Below are 25,074 nucleotides of genomic sequence, written 5' to 3'. Positions count from 1 at the left end.
CATTGGTCACCAGTGACGCCTCGCCGCCCGGCCATTGGTCACCAGTGACGCCTCAACTCCCCTTTTGAACGATCCACAACACCAGGGGTGGCCAATGGCGGGAGGCCCGAGGACGCGTCGGACGGCAGCCGACGACACCTCCCCGTGCCCCGCCCCCGAGCCGGCGGCGTCAGCGTCAGAGAACGAATCGCCCGGGACGGTGCATTTGAGGACATTCGCGGCGCGAATACTACGCACCGTGTTCGCATGCATTCTTTGCGTCATTTATTGCCGTGAATTCATGGCTATGTGTCCCCATTGTCCAGCTGCGCGGAAGCGCATTCTTTGCACTCAGGGTGGGCGGCGAGATTTGCCGTTGAACGCACCGTGACCATGCCGCTACTCATAGCGACGTATGTCGCGCAAACTCCTCCTTCCGATGCGTTTCTGCAGGTCAGGGCGCTTCGCTGAGTTATTGCCGCCATGAACAGGACATCACTCAGCGTGCATTGAACCTGACCAAGAGCATCGATTGTTCCCTGCTTCGGATCATTTCCCATTGATTTCTGGGATGCCTCGTGAATTCCCTCGTTGAATTGCTGTCAACGGGGGGCGCCGCACAGAACACCATCCGAGACCACGCTCGGCCCGGCGGCACAGCACATCAGACATCCAGGAGCACTGATGCTCCGTACGAAAGGAACCGCACCATGAACCGCACGCTCACCACCGGCCGCATCGTCATCTCCGGCGCCTTCGCCCTGAGCGTCGCTCTCGGCAGCGCCGGCACGGCCATGGCCACCGGTCACGACGGGGCGACCCAGCCCACCAAGCAGAGCTCCGCCAAGCAGGACCCGGCGAAGAAGCAGGACCAGGCGAAGCAGACCACCCCGCACGCCGAGGAGGCCGACGGCAGCGACCACGGCGCCACCGGCAAGCCGGCCAAGGACGACCCCAACCCCGGCAAGGGCAAGGACTGTGTCCAGCACGGCAACCACGGTGGCGTCAACGAGGACCACTGCGGCCCGGCGGACCGCCCGGACGGCCCCGCCACCCCCAAGCCCGGCGACACCAAGCCCGGCGACACCAAGCCCGGTGACACCAAGCCGGAGACCCCCACGACCGAGACCCCCACGACCGAGGACACCACGCCTCAGCCCACGCCGTCCGACGAGCCCACGCCCGGCCACGAGTGCAACATCTGCAAGACCGTCACCCCGCCGGCCCCGGTCGTCGTCCCGGTCTGCGGCGCCGACAACGACCAGGTCACCCTCCCCGACGCCAAGGGCGTCATCTGGGATCGGGGCGAGTGGAGCAACGGCACCCTCGTGGTCAAGGCGGTCTCGGCGGACTGGTACACCTTCCCGACCGGCGACCTGATCGTGCACACCATCAAGGACGCCAACGTGCCGTGCGGCACCACGCCGACGACGCCTCCGGTCGAGGACTGCGACAACACCTGCCCGACCCCGACCACGCCGACCACGCCGGCCCCGGAGAAGCCCGTCACCCAGACGCCTGCCCCGGTCAAGCCCACCCCCGTGACCCCGACCCCGGTGAAGGTGAAGCCGGTCGGCCACACGCCGGTCGCCGTCACGCCCGTCACCCCGTCCGGTGTCGTCGTGACCGAGACCCCCGCCAAGGCCACGGCCAACGGCGCGCCGGTCTTCAACTCCGGCGTCGAGGGTGACGAGTCCGGTCTCGGTGCCGGTGCGCTCGGCGCCGGTCTGGCCGTCGCGGCGGGCCTGATGATGGTGCCCGCCATCCGTCGCCGCCAGAGCGCCTGAGACACGGCATACGGCACAACACGCTGGGAGGCGACGTCGCGTCCCAGCCGGGTGGCGAGGCCCCCGGCTCCCCTGGGAGCGGGGGGCCTCGCTCCGTGCAGGCCACCGCGCCACCACTCGAACCACCCACTCTCGCAAGGGTGCACGACACCCATCGACCACGGACCAGGAGGACGACATGACGGCCCGACGACCGCAGCTGGCCGCCACGGCCGCCGTCGCGCTCGGCCTGCTGCTGACGGGGTGCGGCGGCGAGGGAGGCCCCGCGGCCACCCACCACCGCACCGAGGTGGCGGCGGGCAGCCCGACCGCCGCGAGCTCGTCCTCCACCGCGTCGGCGACGGGGACGGCGGCCACGACCGGTGGAGCCGCGGCCACCACGAGCGCCGGCGCCGCGACCAGCACTCCCTCGGCCGGTTCGTCGTCAGCGGCCAGGTCGGCCGCCCCGGCCGGGACCTCCACGGGCCGCGGGACGTCCGCCTCAGGACAGCCCGGCGCGCGGACCGTCGACGACGGCTCCCGCACCCTGCGCATCCCCGTCCTCGGGGTCGACGCCCCGGTCACCGGGTGCGCCACCGAGGACAACACCGTCACCCCGCCCAGCGACATCGGCGCCGTGTGCCGGTGGACCGGCAGCCCGGACTTCGGGGCGACGCGGGGCACGACGATCGTGGTCGGCCACTCCACGCGCAGCGACGCCACGGTCGGCGCGCTGGAGTACGTCCGCGAGCTCAAGACCGGTGACACCCTCAGCGTCGCCGGGCAGGCCTGGCGGGTCGTCGAGGTCCTGCCGGGTGTCGACAAGCACAGCCTTCCGGCATGGATCGTGGACCGTGCCGGACCCCGCCAGCTCGGTCTCGTCACGTGCGAGACCACCAGCCGCACCCGCAACGACCTCGCGAGGCTCGTCCCGGTCGGCTGACTGGCGGACGCGCGCGCCCCGGGTTCCTTTCCCCGGGGCGCGCACTCGTCCCACACCCGGTCCGGTGCTGCGCCACAGCCCGTCCACAGCCCGCTGCCCTAGCGTGATCCGGTCGAGAGGACCCGCATGACCAGCCCTTCCCCCCGCGCCCTGAGCTCCACCGCCCTCGTGCGCGCCCGCCTCGCCGGCATGACCGGCCTGGCTGCGGCGTGCGCTGCCCTGACGAGCCTGTATGCCGTGGCCGTGTGCACCGTGCGCGGCCAGGCCTGGGACCACCGCATCTGGTGGCACCTGCACGAGCTGTCCCCCGTCGGCGCCCGACGCGTCGCCGAAGCGCTCGGGGTGATCACCCCGCTGTCCTGCGCCGCGGCGCTGGGCGCGATCGTGCTGCTGGCGGTGGCGCAGCGGCGCGTGGTGCCGGCGGTCGTAGGGATGGTGTGCGCGGCGGGGACGTTCGTGTCGGCCGAGGTGCTCAAGTACACCTTGGAGCGGCCGGACCTCGGGATCTCGCACTACGGCAACTCGTTCCCGAGCGGCCACACGGGGGCCGTGGCGGCGCTCGCGGTGGCGGCGGTCGTGGCGCTGGGCGGCGGCCTGCGCGCGGTGTGGGCCACGCTGGCCACCCTCGCCACCGCGCTCACGGGGCTCGGCGTGGTCCTGGCGGGGTGGCACCGGCCGAGCGACCCGGTGGCCTCCGCGCTGGTGGCCGTCGCGTGGGCCGTGGTCGGCCTGCTGGTGGTGCACGAGCACCGCGCCCGCATCCCCCTCCCAGGATCGTGAGGGTCTCGTCCAGCCTTCTTGGACGAGACGCTCACGATCGTGGTGGGGCGGGGCGGGTCAGGGCGCCGTGTAGGACGCCGTGAGCGTCACCCCGGAGTAGGCCGAGCAGCCGCGCAGCCCGACGTAGTGCGTGCCGGCGACCGGCGCCGGGACCGTGCAGGTCTCGGTGTGGCCCGACCGGTAGGGGCAGCAGTCGTAGCTCGAGGTGGTCGGCGCGCTGCCCGCCTTGAGGTAGAGGTCGACGTCGCCCGTGCCGCCCGACGTGCTGACCACGAGGTTGGTGGCGCCGGCGGGCACGGCGATGCTGTATCCCGTCATGACGCCGGCGGCGCCATACAGCCCGGTGCGGGGCACCCCGTTGACCAGGACCGATCCGGTCGGGGTGGGGGCTCGGCGTGGGCGTCGGGGTGGGGGTGGGGGTGGTGGAGCCCGCCGTCTCGGCGACCTCCCCGACGAAGGCGAGCCCGAGCTTGGCGAACCTGGCGGACGGCTCGGCGGCGCCGCCCAGGTTGGTGAGGGTGTCGCCGCTCGTGTGCAGCTGCGGGAAGATCTCGGGCTCGGCCGCCATCATCGACGGGTAGCCCGCGCTCGTCCACGATGCGTGGTCCGAGCAGGCGTAGCCGCAGGTCATGTCGCCGCGCACGAGCCTGGTGGGCTTGAGGTAGGTGTCGAGCGAGGGGCGGGCGCGAGGGGTCAGAGGGCGAGGTAGTCGCTGTCGCGCGCGTCCGTGATCAGCATGTGGCCCGGCGCGTGCGTGATCGCCAACGACGGACGCGAGGCCATGACCATCGCCTGCGGCGTCACCCCGCACGCCCAGAAGACCGGGATCTCGCCGGGCTCGATGCGCACCGGGTCACCGAAGTCGGGCCGGTCGAGGTCACCGATGCCCAACGCAGCCGGGTCCCCCACGTGCACCGGCGCTCCGTGGACGCCGGGGTAGCGCCCGCTGATCCGGATGGCGTCGGCGACCCGGTCGGCGCGGATCGGCCGCATCGACACAACCAGCGGGCCGCTGAACGTGCCGGCGGGCCGGCAGGGGCGGTCGGTGAGGTACATGGGGACGTTGCCGCCGTCGGTGACGTGCCGCACGTCGATCCCGGCCTCGACCAGCGGGTGCTCGAAGGTGAAGCTGCACCCCACCAGGAAGCTCACGAGGTCGTCGCGCCAGTGCTCGCGCACGTCGGGGACCTCGGCCACGAGCTCGCCGTCCTGCCAGACGCGATAGAGCGGCAGGTCGGTGCGGACGTCGCCGTCGAGGATCGGGCCGGAGGTCGCGCCGGGCTCGAGCACGTCCAGGACGGGACACGGCTTGGGGTTGCGTTGCGCGAACAGCAGCATGTCGAAGGCGAGCTCGCGCGGCACGCACACGAGGTTGGCCTGGGCGTGGCCGCGGCACCAGCCGGCCGTCGGCGTGACCAGGCCGCTGCGGAAGAGGGCGCGAGCCTCGCCTGGAGTCAGGGACGCGGGATCGGTGGCCCGGGTCATGTCGTCTCCGATCCTGGAGCGGGAGGAGAGGTGGCAGGACGAGAGGTGGGGTGCCAGGCGAGGCGCAGCCGGTCGCCGGGGCGCAGCTGGGCGGCCAGGTCGACGTCCTCGTCGACGACGACCGCGGCGACGGGATAGCCGCCGGTCACGGGGTGGTCGGCGAGGAAGAGCACGGGCTCGCCCCCCGGCGGCACCTGGATCGAGCCGCGGACGACGCCCTCGCTCAGCAGCTCCTCCCCCTCGTGGTCGGGGTGCCGCACCAGGGTCTCGCCGACGAGACGGGCGCCGATCCGGTCGCTGCGCGCCGACACCTCCCACGGCGTCGCGACGAGGACCTCTCGGTCGGCGAGCCAGTCGATGCGCGGACCCGGGACGACGCGCAGCACGACCTGCGCGGGAGGACCGCCGGGCAGCGGCGCCTGCTCCGTCGTCGGGAGGGCACGCCGGGCCCCGCCGATGGGCAGAACGTCGCCGTTCGACAGCGGGTCGGGACCGAGCCCGGCGAGGGTGTCGGTCGACCGCGAGCCGAGGACCGGCGGCACGTCGACCCCTCCGCGGACCGACAGATAGCTGCGCAGCCCGTATGCCGGTGCGCCCAGCCGCAGGACCTGACCCGTCACGAGGCGCAGGACCGCCGCGTGACCCACCGGGCGGTCGTCGACCCGGGCCGGTGCAGGGGCTCCGGTGACGGCGACCAGGCAGTCGGCTTCGGCGCGGACCGCGAGGCCGCCGAGCGTGACCTCCACGGCGGCGCAGTCGAGCTCGTTGCCGAGGAGCCGCTGACCGAGGGCGTGGGCGCAGCGGTCGGCGGCGCCGGAGCGACCGACGCCGAGGTGGGCGAGCCCGGGTCGGCCGCGGTCCTGCACGAGCGCCCGGGGACCGGTCGCGAGGACGGTCAGCGACCCGTGCTCAGTGAGGACACCTCGGCCCCCGACGGATGTCGTGGCCGACGGCACAGGCATGGCCGCACTGCCCTCGGCGGCGGGGTCGGGGGACTCACCTGGGGCAGCGGATCCCCGTGACAGGTCACCGGATCCGACCGGGGCGGCCGGTGCTGCAGCGAAGCGGACGCGCTGCCCGGGCCGCAGGAGCGCGGGCGGGTCGCGGTCGACGTCCCACAGGGCGTCGTCCACGTGACCGAGCAGCTGCCATCCGCCGGGCGAGGCGCGAGGATAGATCCCGCTGAACTCCCCTGCCAGCCCGACGGATCCGGGGGGCACGGCCGTGCGGGGCTCGCCGCGCCGCGGCACCGCCAGGCGCGGGTCGCCGTCGACGAGGTAGAAGAAGCCGGGCGCGAAGCCACCGAACGCCACCCGCCAGGGGGTGCCCGTGTGGGCGGCGACGACCTCGTCGGCGGACAGCCCTGTCAGCGAGGCGATCTCGTCGAGGTCCGGCCCGTCGTAGTGCACCGCGATCTCGACCTCGTCGGCCTCACCCGCCGCTGCGGCGGGGTCGAGATCGGCTGCCACGGCGAGGATCTCGGTGGCCAGCCGCCCGAGGTCGCTCCTGGCCGGAGCGGTCACCGTCAGGGTGCGCGCCGCCGGCAGGACGTCCACCACGTCGGCCAGACCCGTTGAGCCACGGTCGATCTCGGCGCGCACCGCCGCGTCCAGCGCGAGCACCTCGTCCAGGCCGGGCAGCTCGACCAGCACGCCGGTGTCGCCGAGGCGCCGCCAGGTCGGCATCACGTCACCGCAGGAACGGCTGGATCTGCACGCCGGCCGCCTCGAGAGCGGCCCGCGTGGCCCGCGCCATCTGCACGGCGCCGGGCGAGTCCCCGTGCGTGCACACGGAGTCCGCGGACAGCCTCACCTGGGAGCCGTCCACCGCCTCCACCACGCCCTCGGTCACGAGCCGCACCATGCGGGCCGCCACGGCGTCGTCGTCGTGCAGCACCGCGCCCGGCTGCGAGCGCGGCGTCAGCGTCCCGTCGGGCTGGTAGCCCCGGTCTGCGAACGCCTCGACCACGAAAGGCAGTCCGGCCTCGTCGGCCAGGCGCTGCACCGCGCTGCCGGGGAGCCCCATGATCGGGAGGGCGTCGTCATACGACTTGACGGCGGTGACGACGGCGCGGGCCTGCGTCTCGTGGTGCACGATCGTGTTGTAGAGCGCGCCGTGCGGCTTGACGTAGCCGACCCGGGTGCCTGCGAGCCGACACATCCCGTCGAGGGCGGCGACCTGGTAGGCGACGTCCGCGACGAGCTCGTGCGGCGCCACGTCCAGAAAGCGGCGGCCGAAGCCTACGAGGTCGCGATAGGCCACGTGGGCCCCCACGACGACCCCGCGCTCTGCGGCCGCAGCCACCGTGCGCTGCATCACGAGCGGATCACCGGCGTGGAAGCCACAGGCGACGTTCGCGCTGGTCACGACGTCGAGCATGGCCTCGTCATCACCCATGGACCACGAGCCGAGGGACTCGCCGAGGTCGGAGTTGAGGTCGATGCGCACGGGATCCTCCTATCCCCAGAGCTTGGCGAGACTGCCGAGGGACTGGTAGCCGAGGTACAGGGTGAGCAGCCACGCCAGCACCCCGACGACGATGAGCCATCGCGGGTAGGCGTAGCCGTGCAGCAGGTCCCGCCGCCAGATCGCCACGACCAGGATGACGGTGAAGCCGAGCGGCAGGATGAGGCCGTTGAAGGCGCCGGCGAAGACGAGCAGCGTGACCGGGGCCTTGCGCAGCACGAGGAACAGGATCGTGCAGACCACGATGAACACGACCGTCAGCAGGTTGCGGGTGCGGTCGCTCGTGGTAGAGCTCGTCAGGAACGAGACGGAGGTGTATGACGCCCCGACGACACTCGTGATCGCTGCGGCCCACAGGATCACCCCGAATGCGTGCAGGCCGAACGACCCGGCCGCCTGCTCGAACGCGCTCGCCGCGGGGTTGGCCTTCGCGAGCGTGGCGCCACCCGCCACGACCCCGAGGATCGCGAGGAAGAGCACGACCCGCATGATGGCGGTGACCAGGATGCCCTGCACCGACGAGCGCCCGATCTCGCGTGCGTGCTGCGGGCCCGTGAGGCCGGAGTCGAGGAGGCGGTGGGCGCCGGCATACGTGATGTAGCCGCCGACCGTGCCGCCGATCAGCGTGGTGATGGCGACGACGTCGAGGGTGTCGGGCAGGACGGCGTTGCGCAGGGCCGTGCCGACCGGCGGTCTGGACGTGATGGCGATCCAGGTCGTGAGCCCGATCATCAGCAGGCCGAGGACGACGACCATCCGGTCCAGCAGCAGGCCCGCCCGCTTGACCAGGAAGATCGCGATGGCGATGGCCGCCGACACGACCGCCCCCACGGTCGGGTCGACGCCCATCATCGCGTCCAGGCCGAGGCCGGTGCCGGCGACGTTGCCGATGTTGAAGACGAGGCCGCCGAGGAGCACGAGCGCCGCCAGCACCCAGCCGAGCCCGGGCACCACGCGGTTGGCGAGCTCCTGGGCGCGCAGGCCGCTGACGCCGACGGCCCGCCAGACGTTCATCTGCACGGCGATGTCGACCAGGATCGACACGACGATCGCGAAGGCGAACGCGGCGCCCAGGGTGACCGTGAAGGTCGTGGTCTGGGTGATGAAGCCGGGCCCGATGGCGCTGGTCGCCATGAGGAACATCGCGCCGAGGATGGCGCTGCGTCCGCCGGCGCGGGTGTCGGTGGCGCCGCTGGGCGTGCTGCTGGGTGGGGTGTCGACCATGGCGGTCATCGCACCACAGTCTCGGCTGCGCGCAACCCCAATCCGCCGCTGCGACGAACACCCGTTGGCGCTCCCGTCTCATAACGCGGAATTATCGGTCGAGTTACTTCCGATGATGGGTTGCCCGTGGTCTCCTAGATGTCATGACCTCTCGCAGCCACCGAATGTGCCGCCTCGCCGCGGCCGACCGGTGTCGTCGCGGCATGCGCTGAGCCCCACCCCCCAGCCCCTCCCCGACCCGGCCGACGACGACCGTCCGCCCCGCCCCGAGAGAGACCCGCGATGAACGACACCACCGCCCAGACCCAGCTGTTCGCCTCACCCGCCACTACCGCCTCGGTCGTCGGGCACGTGTCCGCCCGGGCCGCCTACCAGTTCGCGCTCTATGCCCGGGCCGCCCTGGTGGACGCGCGCCGCGACCGCAGCACCGGCGCGATCCACCCCGACCTCGCGCCGCGCCTGGCCGCAGACCTCGCCGTCGCGCCGGCGCCGCAGCGGGTCTTTGTCCTCGCGGACACCGACGACGAGGCCGCAACGCTCGCGGAGCAGCTGCGCGCGGCCGTGCGGGCCCCCGTCGCCGCGGTCACCGGTGGCTTCGGGGCGTGGCTCGAGGCGGGGTTGCCCGTGGCGGCGGCCACCGCCTGATGCCCGGGCCCGTCGTGCGGCGGGCGGGTCGGCATACGGGCTGATCTGCGGGACTCGACGGCCCGGCCGTGATGAGGTGGGGCATGACCACCGAGCTCATCGGCTATCTCGCGTCCGCCCTCATCGTCGTGTCGCTCGCGATGACGTCCGTGGTGCGGCTGCGCGTCATCTCGTTCGTGGGGTCGGTGGTCTTCGTGGTCTACGGCGCGCTGATCGGGGCGTGGCCGGTGATCGTGTCCAACGGGATCATCGCGCTGATCAACGTGTGGTACCTCCGCCGCGAGCTCGGCCCGGGCCAGGACCTCGGGATGGTGGAGGTGTCGCACGAGGACCCCTACCTCGCGGACTTCCTGCGCACCCATCTCGACGACATCCACCGCAGCCAGCCGGGATTCACCAGCGCGCACCTCGACGACGTCGCCTTCGTGCTGACGCGCGAGGGCCTGCCCGCGGGAGCGCTGCTGGGGCGCAAGGACGGTCGTGACCTGCAGATCGACCTGGACTACGTGATGCATGCCTACCGCGACTCGCGGATCGGGCGATGGCTGTATGCCGACCGCGCCGGCACCTTGCGGGGCAAGGGGATTCGCCGCGTGGTGGCGGTTGCCGAGACCGACGTGCACCGGAAGTACCTGCAGGCCATGGGGTTCGAGCACGACGGCGACCGCTGGCTGCGCTCCCTCTGAGCCGCGGCTCAGGGGTCGGAGGGCTCCATCGCCATCTCGAAGTGCACCGGCGCGCCACGTCGCGGGATGGTCAGCGAGCAGGTCATCGCGGCGATGCACAGGCCCGCGGCCACGATCCACGCGCCGTGATAGCTGCCGGTCGTCTCGCGGATGCCGCCGGCCACGCTCGCGCCGATCCCGGCGCCGATCATGTGCGAGGCATAGGTCCAGCCGAAGACCACGCCGGAGTCCTCGATCCCGAAGAACTGCCGGCACAGCGCCACGGTGGGTGGGACGGTCGCGACCCAGTCGAGGCCGTAGAACACGATGAACACCCACAGCGCCGGCTGCACGGTCGAGGCGAGCAGCTCGTGGACCGTCAGCAGCGACAGCCCGCGCAGGCCGTAGTAGGCGGCGAGCAGGTAGCGGGAGTCCATCCGGTCGGTGAGCCACCCGGACGCGACGGTCCCGGCCATGTCGAAGATCCCGACCACCGCGAGCAGCCCCGCGGCGGTCGTCGCCGGCATCCCGTGGTCGTGCGCCGCCGACACGAAGTGCGTCTGCACGAGGCCGTTGGTCGACCACCCGCACACGAAGAAGGTCAGCATCAGCGCCCAGAACGGCCACGACCGGCTCGCGCGACGCAGCACGGTGAGGGCCTGCGTCGCGGGGTTGGCGTAGCGGCGGACCTCGGGTGGCGGGGGCTCGGTCGCGCCGTACGGCAGGGCCCCGATGTCGGCCGGACGGTCGCGCAGGAACACGGCGACGAGTCCGGCCATGAGCACGGCGAGCACGGCCGTCACCCCGGCGGCGTAGCGCCAGCCCGGACCCTCGGCGGCGGCCGCGATGAGCGGCAGGAAGATCAGCTGGCCGGTCGCGTTGGCCGCGGAGAACAGGCCGGTGACCAGGCCGCGGCGCTCGTCGAACCAGCGGTTGGCGACGATCGCGCCGAGCACCAGCGCCATCGCCCCCGTGCCGGTCCCGATCAGCAGACCCCACAGCAGCCACAGCTGCCACGGCTCGGTCATGACGGTGGTCAGGCCGCTCGCGACGCCGACGACGGCGAGCGCGATCGTGACGGTCTTGCGGACGCCCCAGCTCTCCATCAGCGCGGCGGCGAACGGCGCGACGATGCCGTAGAGCACGAGGTTGAGGCTCACCGCGCCCGACGTCGTGGCCCGGCTCCAGCCGAACTCGCGCTCGATCGGCTCGAGCAGCACGCCCGTGGAGGAGCGGAAGGCCGCGCCCGCGACCAGCGCGCCCAGCGTGACCGCGGCGACGATCCACGCGGGGTGCAACCGTCGCCGCGGGGGGACGGTCTGAGCGGTCATCGCGACCTCCGGGGTGGGTCGCCGAGGGCTCGGCGGGATGCCAGCGAGACTAGGGAGCGGCCCGTATGCCGGGAAGGCCCGCCCACATCGCGAACGTCGTCACCGCGCTGCCCCCGCCGATCACGAGGGGCGGCGAGTCAGCCCTCGACGCGGAGGCGGCTCGCGAGGTCGGCGATCGCGCGCTCGGCGGCGCTCGTGTCGCCCGCCCTGGCCTTGGTGAACGCCTCCACGTGGACCGGCGACTGCCCCTCGATCAGCCATGCCACGAGCACGACGGGCATGACCCCACCGCGGTCCACCCACGAGTAGCCCTGCGCCCGCCCCTCGTCCGTGTCCCGCGGCTCAGGTCCCTCGCCGCCTCGGGTCGCCTTGAGCCGCGCCAGGGCGTCGGCATACGGCCCGGGCATCTCGAGCAGCGAGCTCGCGGTCACCGTGACGAGCCGCTTGGCCACGAACGACCCGAGCCACCCGCCCCGCTCGGTCACCCCGGTGAGCGACTGGTCGAGCAGGGACTCGGCGAAGGCCTCGGTGAGGAAGGGATTCATGGGGCCAGCCTAGGCAGCCGACGGACATGCGCCCATCCCCCTGTGGACGACGCCGGCTGCCGGCCGGGTGCAGGCCGGGAGGATGCAGGGGAACAGGCGCGGGCGTCGTGGGGTTGCCGCCCCCATGACCTCTTTGTTCGAGCCGATCACCCTGCGCAGCCTCACGATCCGCAACCGCGTCTGGCTGGCGCCGATGTGCCAGTACTCCGTGGAGAAGCGGGACGGTGTCCCCACCGACTGGCACCTGGTGCACCTGGGGGCGCGGGCGCAGGGCGGCTTCGGGCTGATCCTGACCGAGGCGACGGCGGTGTCCCCGGAGGGGCGCATCAGCCCCGAGGACACGGGCCTGTGGAACGACGAGCAGCGCGACGCCTGGTCGCGCATCACGGAGTTCGTGCACGGGCAGGGCGCGGCGATCGGCGTGCAGCTGGCGCACGCGGGACGCAAGGCGTCGACCTACCGCGGGTGGGAGGGCGCGCCCGAGGGCACCGTCCCCGCCGACGAGGGCGGCTGGGAGCCGGTCGGCCCCTCCTCCGAGCCCGGAGACGGTCTGGTCGTGCCGCACGAGCTGACGACCGACGAGATCGCCCAGGTGGTGCGGGACTTCGTGGACGCCGCACGCCGCGCCGACGAGGCGGGCTTCGACACGGTCGAGATCCACGCGGCCCACGGCTACCTCCTGCACCAGTTCCTCTCGCCGCTGTCCAACCAGCGCACCGACGCCTATGGCGGTGACCTGCAGGGACGTTCGCGCATCGTGGTCGAGGTGCTCGACGCCATCCGCGCCGTCTGGCCGCAGGACAAGCCGGTGCTCGTGCGCCTGTCTGGCACCGACTGGATCGAGGGCGCCTGGGACATCGAGCAGACGACCGCGCTGTCGCGCACGCTGCGCGAGCACGGCGCCGACCTGATCGACGTGTCCAGCGGCGGCGTGACCCAGGCGGCCATCCCCGTGGGGCCGGGCTACCAGGTGCCGCTGGCCGCCGAGGTGCGCGAGGGAGCCGAGATCCCCACGGCCGCGGTGGGACTGGTCACGGAGCCGCGTCAGGCCCAGGAGATCCTCGACGCGGGCCTCGCCGACGCCGTGCTCCTGGCCCGGGCCGCGCTGCGCGACCCGTCCTGGCCGCTGCGCGCCGCCCACGAGCTGGGCGTCGACCAGCACGACGCGCCCTACCCGCCGGCCTACTGGCGGGGCGCCTGGCGCTGACCGGAGCGCCCCCCGGAGCAACCCGGGAGCGCCCCCGGAGCACGTCCGGACGGTCGTGGGTCCGGCAGGTTAACGACGCCTCGCGGATCGGGACATCCGTTGACGTCACTGCAACACAGGGGCAACAGCCTGCGCCGGCGGGCTCCCTAGCGTCGATCGTGAGCAGCCCTCACACGACCGGGAGCCCCGATGAGCAGCACGACGAGCAGCACCTCCACCAGCGCCGCGGGCGCCCCCGCCAGCGCCGCGGGAACGTCCACGACATACACGCCGTCCCCCGGCGAGCTGGCCCCCGGACTCACCCGAGCCTCCGGCCGCACCCTCGTGGGCTGGGACCCCGAGTCCGCTGGTCAGTGGGACCACGGCGGGCGCACCATCGCCCGCCGCAACCTGGTCCTGTCCGTCTTCGCGGAGTTCCTGGGCTTCGCGGTGTGGGCGGTCTGGTCGATCGTCGTGCCGCAGCTGCCGCGGGCCGGGTTCACGCTCACCGTGGACCAGATGTTCTGGCTCGTGTCCGTGCCGTCCCTGGTCGGGGCGACGCTGCGCGTGCCCTACACCTTCGCCGTGCCGGCGTTCGGCGGGCGCACGTGGACGACGATCTCGGCGCTGCTGCTCCTCCTGCCGACCCTCGGCCTCGCGTGGGCCGTGCAGCACCCGGAGACGCCGTTCGGCGTGCTGCTGCTGATCGCGGCGCTGGCCGGCGTGGGTGGCGGCAACTTCAGCTCCTCGATGGCCAACATCTCGTTCTTCTACCCCGAGCGCGAGAAGGGCGCCGCCCTCGGCCTCAACGCCGCCGGCGGCAACCTCGGCACGGCCGCCGTGCAGCTCGCCGTCCCCCTCGTGATCGTCACGGCGTCCGGCGTCGCGCTGGACCGGGCCGGCCTGATGTTCATCCCGCTCGTGCTGCTCGCCGCCGTGCTCGCGTGGCGCTGCATGGACAACATCGCCGGCACCCGGTCCGACCGACGGTCCTACGCCCGCGCCGCGCGGCACCCGCACACCTGGCTGCTGTCGGTCATCTACATCGGCACCTTCGGGTCGTTCATCGGCTACTCCGGCGCCTTCCCCACGCTGCTCAAGGCGCAGTTCCCCGAGATGAGCCTCAACCTCGCCTTCCTCGGCGCGCTGGTCGGGTCGCTGTCCCGCCCGCTCGGCGGCCGCCTGGCCGACCGCTTCGGCGGGGCCACGATCACCTGCATCTCGTTCGTGGTCATGGCAATCGGCGCCGTCGGCGCCGTGATGGGCCTGCGGGCGCACAGCTTCGCGCTGTTCTTCGGCGCGTTCCTGCTGCTCTTCGTGGTCTCGGGGCTGGGCAACGGCTCCGTCTACCGGATGATCCCCGCGGTCTTCACCGCCACCTCCGAGGGCGGCGCCGACGCCCTGCTCCGCGCCAAGAAGGCCGCCGCCGGCTGCATCGGCATCGCCGGCGCGGTGGGTGCCTTCGGCGGCTTCCTGATCCCGCGCGGCTTCGCCCTGTCCACGTCGTTGACCGGCTCGCTGCAGGCCGCGCTGTGGGCCTTCGTCTGCGCCTACCTGCTGCTGCTCGGCCTCACCTGGGCGGTCTACCTCCGTCGCGGGTCCAGCGTCGCCGCGCACCGCATCTGACGAGAGCGTCCCTGCCACGAGAGGAGATTGCCGGTATGGCGACCCCCGCCGCCTCGACCGCCACCCCTCTCGCGGGGGCCGCCGCCGACACGCACTGCCCCTACTGCGCGCTGCAGTGCGCGATGACGCTGACGCCCGCCCTGACTCCCGACCTGACCCCCGACGAGGCCGCGCTGCCCACGGTGGGGCCGCGGGACTTCCCCACCAACCGGGGTGGCCTCTGCCAGAAGGGGTGGACCAGCGCCTCCGTCCTCGGTGCCACCGACCGCCTCACGACCCCGCTGATCCGCTCTGCCGCAGGCGAGCTCGAGCCGGCGACCTGGGACGAGGCGCTCGACCTGATCGCCACCCGGCTCCTGGCCCTGCAGGACGAGCACGGCCGGGACTGCGTCGGGGTGTTCGGCGGCGGTGGCCTCACCAACGAGAAGGCGTACACCCTCGGCAAGTTCGCCCGCGTCGCCCTCGGCACGCCGTTCATCGACTACAACGGCCGGTTCTGCATGTCCTCGGCGGCGGCCGGCGCCAACCGCGCCTTCGGCCTGGACCGCGGCCTGCCCTTTCCCCTCGCCGACCTCGGTGGGGCGCAGGCGATCCTGCTGCTGGGCTCCAACCCCTCCGAGACGATGCCGCCCTTCGTGCAGCACCTCGCGGGCGCGCGCTCCCGCGGCGGCCTCGTCGTCGTGGACCCCCGCCACTCGCCGACGGCGGCGCTCACCGATGACGGGGGCGGCCTGCACCTGCAGCCACTCCCCGGCACCGACATCGTCGTGCTCCTCGGCCTGCTGCACCTCGTCTGGGCGACGGGTCGCGCCGACACCCCCTATCTGGCCGAGCGGGTCACCGGGGCCGAGGACGTGCGGGCCTCCGTCTCCGAGTGGTGGCCCGAGCGGGTCGAGCGCGTCACGGGCGTCCCCGCCGACGACCTGCGCCGCGCCGCCGAGATCCTCGCGGCCGCAGCACCGCTCGCGTCCGGCTCCGGCGCCTACGTGCTCACCGGCCGCGGCGTGGAGCAGCACGCGCACGGCACCGACACCGTCACCGCGGCGATCAACCTCGCTCTGGCGCTGGGCCTGCCGGGACGCGTCGGCTCGGGCTACGGCTGCCTGACCGGTCAGGGCAACGGGCAGGGCGGGCGCGAGCACGGCCAGAAGGCCGACCAGCTGCCCGGCTACCGCTCCATCAGCGACCCCGCCGCGCGGGCGCACGTCGCCGCGGTGTGGAGCGTCGACCCGGACACCCTCCCGGGGCCCGGTGTCCCCGCGATGCAGCTCCTCGGGCGCCTGGGCGAACCGGGCGGCATACGGGCCCTGCTGGTCCACGGCTCCAACCTCGTCGTCAGCGCCCCCGGCGCGGTGCAGGTCACCGAGCGCCTGCGCGCCCTGGACCTGCTCGTCGTCTGCGACTTCGTGCCGTCCGAGACCGCGCTGCTCGCCGACGTCGTGCTCCCCGTGACGCAGTGGGCCGAGGAGGAGGGCACGATGACCAGCCTGGAGGGGCGAGTCATCCGGCGCCGCAAGGTGATCGACCCGCCACCCGGGGTCCGCAGCGAGCTCGACGTGTGGGCCGCCCTGGCCGGACGCCTCGGCGCACCAGCGCGGTTCGAGACCGATCCCGCGCTCGTGATGGACGAGCTCGCGCGGGCCAGCGCGGGCGGGATCGCGGACTACGGCGGCGTCAGCCACGAGCGCCTCGACCGCGGCGACGAGATCCACTGGCCCTGCCCGGATCCCGCGCACCCGGGGACCCCGCGCGCCCTGCTCGACCGCTTCGCCACGCCGGACGGCCGGGCCCGCATGCTGCCCGTCGAGCCTCGCGGCGTGGACGACGAGCTGCGTTCCGGCGCGCCGTACTACGCCATCACCGGTCGCGTGCTGCAGCACTACCAGTCGGGGGCGCAGACCCGGCGGGTGCGCGAGCTGGTGGCCGGCGAGCCGCGGGCGTTCGTGCAGCTGCACCCGCGGACGGCCGCCACCCTCGGGATCGAGGAGGGTCAGGACGTGACCCTCACCTCCGCGCGCGGGTCGTGCACGGCGCCGGCCCGGCTGTCGCGCGAGATCCGGCCCGAGACGGTGTTCGTCCCCTTCCACTTCCCGGGGGCCGAGCGCGCCAACGCCCTCACCAACCCCGCCACCGACCCCGTCAGCGGCATGCCGGAGTTCAAGGTCACGGCCGTGAGCATCCGCGCCGCCCAAGGAGATCCCCGTGCCTGACCCCGCCCGCATCGTCGTCGTCGGCCACGGCATGGTGGCGGCGCGACTGGTCGACGACCTGGACCGGTATGCCGACCCCACCGCCCTCGACGTCACCGTCATCGGCGCGGAGCCCGAGGGGGCCTACAACCGGCTCATGCTGTCCGAGGTCATCGGCGGACGCGCGGCCGTCGACGGGCTCGCGATGCCGCACTGCGCCACCTGGGTGCGGGTGCTGGACGGCGTCGCGGCGGTCCGCCTGGACCGCGAGCGCCAGCTGGTGGTGGACGAGCACGGCGACGAGCACCCCTACGACCACGTCGTGCTCGCGACCGGCGCCGACGCGCGCGTGCCGCCGCTCGCCGGCCTGGAGGACGCGTCGCGGTGGCCCTCGGGTGTCCACGCCCTGCGGACGCTCGCAGACTGCCGGGCGATCCTCGCGCGCGTGGGATCCGTGGGGCGGGCGATCGTCCTCGGCGGAGGCCTGCTCGGCGTCGAGGCGGCGGTGGGGCTGCGCGCCCACGCCGTGCCGGTCACCGTGGTGCACTCCGGCGCCGGACCGCTGGACCGCCAGCTGGACGCGGCCTCGGCGACCGTACTGCGGCACGCGTTGCGCGACAACGGGATCGACGTCGTCACGGGCGGCCGGGCGGCCGAGGTGGTCGTCCACGACGGTGCGGTGGCGGGGCTGCGGCTCGCCGACGGCTCCGTCGTCGAGGGCGGTCTGCTCGTCGTCGCGACCGGTGTGCGGCCACGCTCCGACCTGGCGGCCGACGCCGGGCTGCCCTGCGCCGCGGGCGTCCTCGTCGACTCCGACCTGAGATCCCTGGCAGACCCACGGGTCTCGGCGATCGGCGACTGCGCCGAACCCCCCGGAGGGTGCAGCGGGCTGCTCGCGCCCGGCTGGGACCAGGCGGCGGCCGTCGCGAGACGCCTGGCGCGACAGGGCGACTCGCGCTCGACGGGTCCGACCGACGGGGCCGCTGCGCCGACGGGCTCCACCCCCGAGGCGGCGGGCGGAGACGTCATACGGCTCAAGGCCAAGGACCTCACGGTCGTCGCGCTCGGCACCCTGCCCGACGACGACCTGGCCGACACCGACGTGCACGTCGTGACCGTTACCGACCTGCGCTCCCGGCGCCGGGTCCGGGTGGGCGTGCGCGACGGCGTGCTCGTGGGGGCGAGCGTGGTCGGCGACGCGCAGCTGGCGGCGGACCTGACGGCGGCCTACGAGCGCGGGCTGCCCGTGCCGGCCGACCCCGCCCAACTGCTGCTGCGGGCGAGCGAGGGCGGTGGTGGGCTGCCGACCGCCCAGTCCCCGGCCCTGATCCCGGGGCGGGCGACCGTGTGCCGCTGCAACGGCGTCGCCAAGTCCCACATCGTCGCGGCCCACGCCGCGGGCGACCGCACGGTCGACGACGTCGCCTGCCGCACGCGCGCCACGACGGGCTGCGGCACGTGCACCGCCACCGTGCAGGGGCTGCTGGAGTGGCTGGCCGAGGTCGACGGCGACCCCGCGAGGACCGCGTCCGACACCGATGACGCTGGGTTGTTACCGGGCGTAGCACGCCCGAAACATCGCGCCCGCCTCGGCGTAACAACCCCTTCCTAGCGTCGAGGAACGCACCAGCACAGGAGGACCGATGACCGGCAGCACCCAGCGCCACCTCGTCGTCGTGGGCGGCGGCATGGTCGCCCAACGACTCGTCGAGGCCCTGCGCGCCCGCGACACCGACGCGTCCTGGCGCGTCACCCTGCTCGCGGAGGAGCCCCGCGCCCCCTACGACCGGGTGGCCCTGACGAGCTACTTCAGCGGGCGCGACGCGGACGACCTCGCGCTCGGCGACCAGTCCCTGTGGCGCGACGAGCAGGTCACGCTGCGGCGCGGCGTCGCGGTCACGCGGATCGACCGTGAGGCGCGGCGCGTGGCCTGCAGCGACGGCCGGACTCTCACCTACGACGCGCTGGTCCTCGCCACCGGGTCGTTCGCGACCGTGCCGCCCGTCGAGGGCAAGGACGTGACCGGCACCTTCGTCTACCGCACCATCGACGACGTGGCGGCCCTGCGGCAGTATGTCGAGGACGCCCGCCCCCAGCACCGCCGGCGGCTGCGTGGCGCGGTCATCGGTGGTGGTCTGCTGGGCCTGGAGGCGGCGGGTGCCCTGACGGCCCTCGACGTCGACACGACGGTCGTGGAGTTCGCGCCACGCCTCATGCCGCTGCAGGTCGACGCGGGTGGCGGCGAGGCGCTGCGCCGGCTCATCGAGACGCTGGGCGTCGACGTGCGGACCGGCACCGCCACGCAGCGGATCAAGGCCCGCCGCGGCGTCGTCGCCCACATGGACTTCGCGGACGGCGGCGGCGTCGACACGGACGTCGTGGTGTTCGCGACCGGCGTGCGTCCCCGCGACGAGCGCGCCCGCGACAGCGGCCTGGAGATCGGCGAGCGCGGCGGTGTCGTCGTCGACGAGGCCTGTGCCACCAGCGATCCCGCGGTCTACGCGATCGGTGAGGTCGCCTGCATCGAGGGCCGCGTGTGGGGTCTGGTCGCCCCCGGCAACACGATGGCGGAGATCGTGGCGGACCGGCTGCTCGGCGGCACGGCCACCTTCCCGGGCGCCGACACGTCCACCAAGCTCAAGCTGCTCGGCGTCGACGTCGCGAGCTTCGGCGACGCCTTCGCCACCGCGGACGGCGCCCTCGAGGTGACCTATGCCGACCCGGTGGCCGGCGTCTACAAGAAGCTCGTGATGAGCGACGACGCCCGCACCCTCCTCGGCGGGATGCTGGTGGGCGATGCCAGTGCCTACGCCTCGCTCCGGCCGATGGTGGGGCGCCGGCTCGGGGCCGACCCCTCGTCATACCTCGTCCCGGAGGGCCTGCAGGCCGACCCTCACGCCACGGCCGAGCTGCCGGACGACGTGGGCGTCTGCTCCTGCAACAACGTCACGGCGGGCACGATCCGCTCGGCCATCACCGAGCACGGCTGCACCGACCTCGCCGAGGTCAAGGCGTGCACCAAGGCCGGCACCAGCTGCGGCTCCTGCCTCCCGCTGGTCAAGAAGATCGTCACCTCCGAGCAGGAGAAGGCCGGCCTCGAGGTCAACCGGTCGCTCTGCGAGCACTTCGAGCTGTCCCGCGCCGACCTGTTCAACGCCGTGCGCGTCACCGGGGAGCGCAGCTTCAGCGAGATCATCGCCCGGCACGGCAAGGGCCGCGGCTGCGAGATCTGCAAGCCGGTCGTCGGCTCGATCCTGGCCAGCCTGGAGACCGGGCACATCCTCGAGGGCGAGCAGGCGGCCCTGCAGGACACCAACGACCACGTGCTCGCCAACATGCAGAAGGACGGCACCTACTCGGTCGTCCCCCGCATCGCGGGCGGCGAGGTCACCCCCGAGGGACTCATCGTCATCGGCGAGATCGCCCGCGACTTCGGGCTCTACACCAAGATCACGGGCGGCCAGCGGATCGACCTGTTCGGGGCGCGCATGGACCAGCTGCCGGCGATCTGGCGGCGGCTGATCGACGCAGGCTTCGAGTCGGGGCACGCCTACGGCAAGTCGCTGCGCACCGTGAAGTCCTGCGTCGGCTCCACGTGGTGCCGCTTCGGCGTGCAGGACTCGGTCAAGCTGGCGATCGACCTGGAGCTGCGCTATCGCGGGCTGCGGGCGCCGCACAAGATCAAGCTCGGCGTCTCCGGGTGCGCCCGCGAGTGCGCCGAGGCGCGCAGCAAGGACGTCGGGATCATCGCGACCGAGAACGGCTGGAACGTCTACGTCGGCGGCAACGGCGGCTTCACCCCGCGCCACGCCGTGCTGCTCGCCGAGGACCTCGACACCGAGACGCTCGTCCGCACGGTCGACCGGTTCTTCATGTACTACATCCGCACCGCCGACCGCCTGCAGCGCACCGCGCCCTGGCTCGAGGAGATCGAGGGCGGCCTGGACCACGTGCGCGAGGTGATCCTCGAGGACAGCCTCGGCATCGGCGCGGACCTGGACCGGGCGATGGAGCGGCACGTCGAGTCCTACTCCGACGAGTGGCGCGACGTGCTCGAGGACCCGGTCAAGCTGGCCCGGTTCACGTCCTTCGTCAACGCCCCCGACCAGGCCGACGGCGACCTCGTGTATGTCGTCGAGCGCGGCCAGCGTCGTCCGGCGACCCGTGAGGAGCGCGAGGCCGCCCGTCGCGGCGACGGTGACATCGAGGTCGTCACCTCGCAGGGCCACCCCGTCGAGCCGGGCAGCAACCAGCCGGGAGCCCCCGTGCTGATCGGTGGGACCACCCTGGAGGTGCGGCGATGAGCGTGACCTGGACCGACGTGTGCGCCCTCGGTGACCTGCAGCCCGAGCGGGCGGTCCCGGCGCTGGTGCAGGGCCGGCAGGTGGCGATCGTGCGGCTGCACGACGACACCGTGCACGCCGTGGGGCAGCGCGACCCCTACTGCGACGCCAACGTCATGTCGCGTGGCCTCGTCGGCTCGGTGACGGTCGAGGGGCGGGAGGTCCCCGTGATCTTCTCCCCGATGTACAAGCAGGCCTTCGATGTCCGCAGCGGTCGCGCCGTCGCGGAGCCGAGCGTGGGCCTGGGCTCGTGGGCCGTGCAGGTCATTGCGGGACGGGTGCAGGTCGGGCCGTGCGTGACCGAGCCTGCGGGCGTGGCGCCGGCGGAGCAGGCCGAGGTGGCGGCGGCCTCCTCCGAGCGGGCCCGCCAGACCGTGGAGGGAGGGGCCGTATGACGCGCCCGCCCGTTCCCCTGTCGACGCCCTTCGGCGCCCTGGTGCTGCCGCACCGCCCCTCCGGCTCCGGGTCCACCGGCACGTCCGGCTCCGGCTCCGGCTCCGGCTCCGGCTCCGGCTCCGGCCACGTTTCCAGGTCGAGCGGTTCGTCCGCCTCTGACAGCTCGCCCGGGGGTACGCCACCTGTGGGCGAGGTGTGGCTCGTGGGTGGCGGACCCGGCGACCCGGACCTGCTGACGGTGCGCGCCCGGCGGCTGCTCGACGAGGCCGACGTCGTCGTCCACGACCGGCTCGGACCCGTCTCGGTGCTCACCGAGCTGCCCGAATCCGTCCAGCTGGTCGACGTCGGCAAGCGTCCGCACCACCACCCGGTGCCGCAGGAGGAGATCAACCAGCTCCTGGTCGACCACGCCAAGCGGGGACGAAAGGTCGTGCGGCTCAAGGGCGGTGACCCCTTCGTCCTCGGTCGCGGCGGCGAGGAGCTGGCGGCCTGCCACGAGGCGGGCGTCGCCTGCCACGTCGTCCCCGGCATCAGCAGCGCGGTGGCTGCCCCGGCGGCGGCCGGCATACCGGTCACGCACCGCGGCCTGTCGACCGGGGTGGTGACCGTCTCCGGGCACGACGAGCTCGACCTGCCCGCGCTGGCCACGACCCCGCACACCGTCGTCGTGCTGATGGGGATGGGGCGGCTGCACGAGATCACGGCGGGGCTCGTCCGGCACGGCCGTGATCCGCAGACCCCCGCGGCCGTCATACAGCAGGCGTGGACGCCCTGGCAGCGCGAGGTGCGGGCCCCGCTGTCCGAGCTGGCCGGCGCCGTCGCCCGGGAGGGGCTGACCAACCCGGCCGTCATCGTGGTCGGCGCCGTCGCCGGGCTCCCCGCCCAGGTCTCGGGCGTGCAGGTCTCCGGCGCCCAGGTCTCCGGCGTGCAGGTCACCGGCGCGCCGGACCAGGGCGCGGGCGCATCCGCCGCGGCCGGGGCCCCAGCGGGGAGACTGTCGGCATGAGTCTCGTCGCGCCCCGCACGACCCTCGCCGAGCCGGAGCCGGTGCTGCTGCTGACCGCGCACGGCACCCGCAGCCCCGAGGGTCAGCGCACCGTCACCGGCATCGCCGAGCGGCTGAGGCGGCGTCGGCCTGACCTGCGGGTCGAGCTGGCCTACGTCGACGTGCAGGAGCCTCACGTCGCCGACAGCGTCGCCGCCCTCACCGGGGCGGGCCTGCGGGTCGTCGTCGTGCCGATCCTGCTGTCGCTCGGCTATCACGTCGAGGTCGACATCGCCCGGGCCGTCGCCGGTCGCGAGAGCGCTTGCGCGACGGGGGCGCTCGGCCCCGACCCGATCCTCGCCGACATCCTCGTGCGCCGTGCCGAGGGCGCCGGCGGCGGGCCCGGCGACGTCCTCGTCGTCGCCGCCGCCGGGTCCAGCCGCGAGCGCGCCCAGGCCGACGTCGACGCCCTGCTCGACGCCGTGCGCTGCCGGTGGGCCGGACCCGTGACCGTGGGATACGGCTCGGCGGCATCCCCCACCATCGCTGACGCCGTGGCCGCGGCCCGTGACGGCAGCCCCCGCAGGGTCATCGCGGCGTCATACCTGATCGGCCCCGGCCACTTCGCCGACGTGATCGCCCGCGCCGGCGCCGACCTCACGACCCGCCCCCTCGGCACCCACCCCGAGCTGCTGACGCTGGTCGAGCGCCGGTATGCCGAGGGCCTCCAGCGCCTCGCCCGCGTCGCCAGCCCGCTCTGACCGCGCCCGCTCAGACCGCGCCCGCTCAGAGCGGCGCCGGATCAGAGCAGCGCCGGCTACGCCGACGGTGAGGACCCTGACGGCTGCTCGGCCACCGCGCCGCCGGCGACGCCCCGGTCCACCGACGCGCGCTCCGCAGCGATGCGGGCGACGAGGGCCTCGGCGCGCTCGATCGAGCCGAGGAGGGCCAGCAGGGCGCCCTTCTCGCCGGCGGGGAGGCTGGCGGTGTCGATGACCCGCCACCGCAGGTCCTCGAAGGACGACGGGGCGGTCTCGCGGGCGACCGTCTCCGGCCGGTCGATCACGTGGTCCAGCGCGACGTCGACGCGCTCGAGACCCTCGGCGATGTAGGCCTTGCCCGCTGGGCTGAAGTCGTCCCGCTCCACCCGGCGCGCGATCTGGTGCAGGCTGTCCGCGAGCGAGGTCGTGAAGTCGGCCTCCTCGATCAGGCTGCCCACCAGGTCCATCTGGGTCCGGTCCAGGTCGTCCGTGAACAGCTCGGCCGAGTAGGCCCGGATCTCGCGGGACAGGGAGTCGGTCGCCTCCCAGTGCTCGGCGGTGTCCTTGGGCGCCTGCTTCTCGCCGCGGGCCATGGCGATGAACAGCGCGCCTGCCTCGAGCACCCGACCGGACTCGGCGCGCACCGCCCCCACCGCGCGCGGGAAGTCACCCAGCAGCGAGCGGTCGAGGTACTTCGGCTCCGCGTAGTCCTCGGCGTCCTCCGCGTCGGTGTGCCCGATCCGCGACAGGACCCGCTCGAAGGTGCTGACGAAGGGGAAGAGGATGAGCACGTTGAAGATGTTGAAGAAGATCGAGAACATCCCCACGGCCACCGGGACGAGCGGATAGGTCTCCTGCCCGTCCACGACCACCGCCGCCCCCCGGGTCGCCGCCGAAGAAGCCCATCGCCCACTTCAGCACCTGGATGGCAGGGAAGAGGAGGGCCAGCACGACGCACACCCCGATGAAGTTGAAGGCGATGTGGGCGTAGGCCGTTCGCTTGGCGTTCTTGGACAGGTTGAGCGAGGCGATCCAGGACGTGATGGTGGTGCCGAGGTCGGCGCCGATCGCGAACGCGATGGCGGTCTGCCACTCCAGGACCCCCGAGGCGCCGAGACCCATGACGATGCCGATGGTCGCGGAGGACGAGTGGATCATCGCCGTGATGAGGGCGGCGATCAGGGCGCACGACACGACGCCGATGAACGTGGTCGAGTCCAGGGACGACAGCACGTCCATCACGGCGGGCATCTTGCGCAGCGGCTTGAGGCCCCCGGTCATGAGGTTGAGGCCGTAGAAGATCAACGAGAATCCCATGGCCGCGAGCGCGATGTTGCGCACCTTGTCGACCTTGGAGAAGCAGTAGACGCACGCGAAGATCCCGGCACTCAGCAGCCCGATCGGTCCCAGCGGCAGGGCGATGAGGCCGTTGCCGAGCGTGGTGCCGATGTTGGCGCCCATGATCACGCCGATTGCCGAGCGCAACGACAGCACACCGGCATTGACCAGACCGACCGTCATCACCGTCATCGCGGTCGACGACTGGATGATGCCCGTGATGATCGTGCCGGCGACGACGCCCTTGGCGGGGGTGCCGGCCATCGTGGCGAGCCACGTGCGCATCTTGTTGACGGACAGCGCCTGTATGCCGTTGTCCATGAACTCCAGGCCGAGCAGGAAGATCCCGAGGCCGCCGATGACGGGGACCAGGATGTCCTTGAAGATGTCGACGTCCATGCGTGCTGTCCTGACTGTGACG

The 25,074-nt window shown here is 73.2% G+C and carries 21 protein-coding genes; 13 read left to right on the top strand and 8 right to left on the bottom strand.

Going from position 1 to position 25,074, the window contains the following annotated elements:
- Positions 1-689 precede the first annotated feature (689 nt).
- The 3 genes from B4K29_RS00900 (at position 690) to B4K29_RS00890 (ending at position 3,468) form a co-directional block, all read left to right on the top strand.
- Positions 690-1,766 carry a hypothetical protein gene (locus B4K29_RS00900; protein WP_286966205.1) on the top strand — a complete coding sequence of 359 codons (1,077 nt, stop codon included), beginning with the start codon at positions 690-692 and terminating at the stop codon, positions 1,764-1,766.
- Between the two features lie 178 nt (positions 1,767-1,944).
- A complete protein-coding gene (locus B4K29_RS00895; protein WP_286966204.1) occupies positions 1,945-2,688 on the top strand; it encodes a class F sortase in 744 nt (247 codons plus the stop codon).
- Positions 2,689-2,814: 126 nt separating this feature from the next.
- Positions 2,815-3,468: a phosphatase PAP2 family protein gene (locus B4K29_RS00890; protein ID WP_286958834.1), complete on the top strand. Its 654-nt coding sequence runs from the start codon at positions 2,815-2,817 to the stop codon at positions 3,466-3,468.
- A gap of 57 nt (positions 3,469-3,525) precedes the next feature.
- Here B4K29_RS00890 and B4K29_RS00885 read toward each other — a convergent pair whose 3' ends face one another.
- The 5 genes from B4K29_RS00885 to B4K29_RS00865 form a co-directional block, all read right to left on the bottom strand.
- The gene (locus B4K29_RS00885) at positions 3,526-3,822 is read right to left on the bottom strand and encodes a PPC domain-containing protein (RefSeq protein WP_286961410.1); all 297 of its coding nucleotides are present in this window, start codon (positions 3,820-3,822) and stop codon (positions 3,526-3,528) included.
- A 339-nt stretch (positions 3,823-4,161) separates the two neighbouring features.
- Complete coding sequence (locus B4K29_RS00880; RefSeq protein ID WP_286966202.1) at positions 4,162-4,953, bottom strand: putative hydro-lyase; 792 nt, start codon at positions 4,951-4,953, stop codon at positions 4,162-4,164.
- Positions 4,950-6,638, bottom strand: coding sequence for a 5-oxoprolinase/urea amidolyase family protein (locus B4K29_RS00875; protein WP_286966201.1), 1,689 nt, complete (start codon positions 6,636-6,638; stop codon positions 4,950-4,952). The genes B4K29_RS00880 and B4K29_RS00875 overlap by 4 nt, the downstream gene beginning before the upstream one ends.
- A gap of 4 nt (positions 6,639-6,642) precedes the next feature.
- Positions 6,643-7,401 (bottom strand): LamB/YcsF family protein, encoded by a 759-nt coding sequence (locus B4K29_RS00870; RefSeq protein ID WP_239265781.1) that lies wholly within the window; start codon positions 7,399-7,401, stop codon positions 6,643-6,645.
- Between the two features lie 9 nt (positions 7,402-7,410).
- A complete protein-coding gene (locus tag B4K29_RS00865) occupies positions 7,411-8,643 on the bottom strand; it encodes an NRAMP family divalent metal transporter (protein ID WP_239265788.1) in 1,233 nt (410 codons plus the stop codon).
- Positions 8,644-8,925: 282 nt separating this feature from the next.
- On the opposite strand from B4K29_RS00865, the gene B4K29_RS00860 reads away from it, so the two are divergent.
- Both B4K29_RS00860 and B4K29_RS00855 read left to right on the top strand, forming a co-directional pair.
- Positions 8,926-9,288 (top strand): hypothetical protein, encoded by a 363-nt coding sequence (locus tag B4K29_RS00860; protein WP_019287479.1) that lies wholly within the window; start codon positions 8,926-8,928, stop codon positions 9,286-9,288.
- An 83-nt stretch (positions 9,289-9,371) separates the two neighbouring features.
- A complete protein-coding gene (locus B4K29_RS00855; RefSeq protein ID WP_286966200.1) occupies positions 9,372-9,974 on the top strand; it encodes a hypothetical protein in 603 nt (200 codons plus the stop codon).
- Between the two features lie 8 nt (positions 9,975-9,982).
- Here the strand turns inward: B4K29_RS00855 and B4K29_RS00850 are convergent, their stop codons facing one another.
- Together B4K29_RS00850 and B4K29_RS00845 are read right to left on the bottom strand one after the other, a co-directional pair.
- A complete protein-coding gene (locus tag B4K29_RS00850; protein WP_286966198.1) occupies positions 9,983-11,284 on the bottom strand; it encodes an MFS transporter in 1,302 nt (433 codons plus the stop codon).
- Positions 11,285-11,421: 137 nt separating this feature from the next.
- Positions 11,422-11,829 carry a hypothetical protein gene (locus B4K29_RS00845; RefSeq protein ID WP_029212576.1) on the bottom strand — a complete coding sequence of 136 codons (408 nt, stop codon included), beginning with the start codon at positions 11,827-11,829 and terminating at the stop codon, positions 11,422-11,424.
- A gap of 124 nt (positions 11,830-11,953) precedes the next feature.
- Between B4K29_RS00845 and B4K29_RS00840 the strand changes: the two genes are divergently transcribed.
- The 8 genes from B4K29_RS00840 to B4K29_RS00805 all read left to right on the top strand — a co-directional run bounded on the left by B4K29_RS00840 (position 11,954) and on the right by B4K29_RS00805 (position 23,315).
- Positions 11,954-13,036, top strand: coding sequence for an NADH:flavin oxidoreductase/NADH oxidase (locus B4K29_RS00840; protein ID WP_286966197.1), 1,083 nt, complete (start codon positions 11,954-11,956; stop codon positions 13,034-13,036).
- A gap of 189 nt (positions 13,037-13,225) precedes the next feature.
- Complete coding sequence (locus B4K29_RS00835; protein ID WP_286958843.1) at positions 13,226-14,641, top strand: MFS transporter; 1,416 nt, start codon at positions 13,226-13,228, stop codon at positions 14,639-14,641.
- A 35-nt stretch (positions 14,642-14,676) separates the two neighbouring features.
- The gene (locus tag B4K29_RS00830; RefSeq protein WP_286966195.1) at positions 14,677-16,851 is read left to right on the top strand and encodes a molybdopterin oxidoreductase family protein; all 2,175 of its coding nucleotides are present in this window, start codon (positions 14,677-14,679) and stop codon (positions 16,849-16,851) included.
- Positions 16,844-18,442, top strand: coding sequence for an NAD(P)/FAD-dependent oxidoreductase (locus B4K29_RS00825; RefSeq protein WP_286966194.1), 1,599 nt, complete (start codon positions 16,844-16,846; stop codon positions 18,440-18,442). The genes B4K29_RS00830 and B4K29_RS00825 overlap by 8 nt, the downstream gene beginning before the upstream one ends.
- Before the next feature lie 31 nt (positions 18,443-18,473).
- On the top strand, positions 18,474-21,134 hold the full coding sequence (gene nirB, locus B4K29_RS00820; RefSeq protein ID WP_286966193.1) for a nitrite reductase large subunit NirB: 2,661 nt from the start codon (positions 18,474-18,476) through the stop codon (positions 21,132-21,134).
- A complete protein-coding gene (gene nirD / locus B4K29_RS00815; protein ID WP_286966192.1) occupies positions 21,131-21,568 on the top strand; it encodes a nitrite reductase small subunit NirD in 438 nt (145 codons plus the stop codon). The genes nirB and nirD overlap by 4 nt, the downstream gene beginning before the upstream one ends.
- On the top strand, positions 21,565-22,575 hold the full coding sequence (cobA, locus tag B4K29_RS00810) for a uroporphyrinogen-III C-methyltransferase (RefSeq protein WP_286966191.1): 1,011 nt from the start codon (positions 21,565-21,567) through the stop codon (positions 22,573-22,575). Before nirD ends, cobA begins: the two co-directional genes overlap by 4 nt.
- A complete protein-coding gene (locus B4K29_RS00805; RefSeq protein ID WP_286966190.1) occupies positions 22,572-23,315 on the top strand; it encodes a sirohydrochlorin chelatase in 744 nt (247 codons plus the stop codon). The genes cobA and B4K29_RS00805 overlap by 4 nt, the downstream gene beginning before the upstream one ends.
- 666 nt (positions 23,316-23,981) lie before the next feature.
- Here the strand turns inward: B4K29_RS00805 and B4K29_RS00800 are convergent.
- On the bottom strand, positions 23,982-25,052 hold the full coding sequence (locus B4K29_RS00800; RefSeq protein ID WP_286966189.1) for a Na/Pi cotransporter family protein: 1,071 nt from the start codon (positions 25,050-25,052) through the stop codon (positions 23,982-23,984).
- Positions 25,053-25,074 lie beyond the last annotated feature (22 nt).

Source organism: Arsenicicoccus sp. UBA6765 (assembly GCF_002453335.1).
GTDB classification, from domain to species: domain Bacteria; phylum Actinomycetota; class Actinomycetes; order Actinomycetales; family Dermatophilaceae; genus Arsenicicoccus; species Arsenicicoccus bolidensis.
The sequence above is the reverse complement of the archived record's forward strand: the minus strand, read 5'-3'. Positions and strand labels throughout refer to the sequence as shown.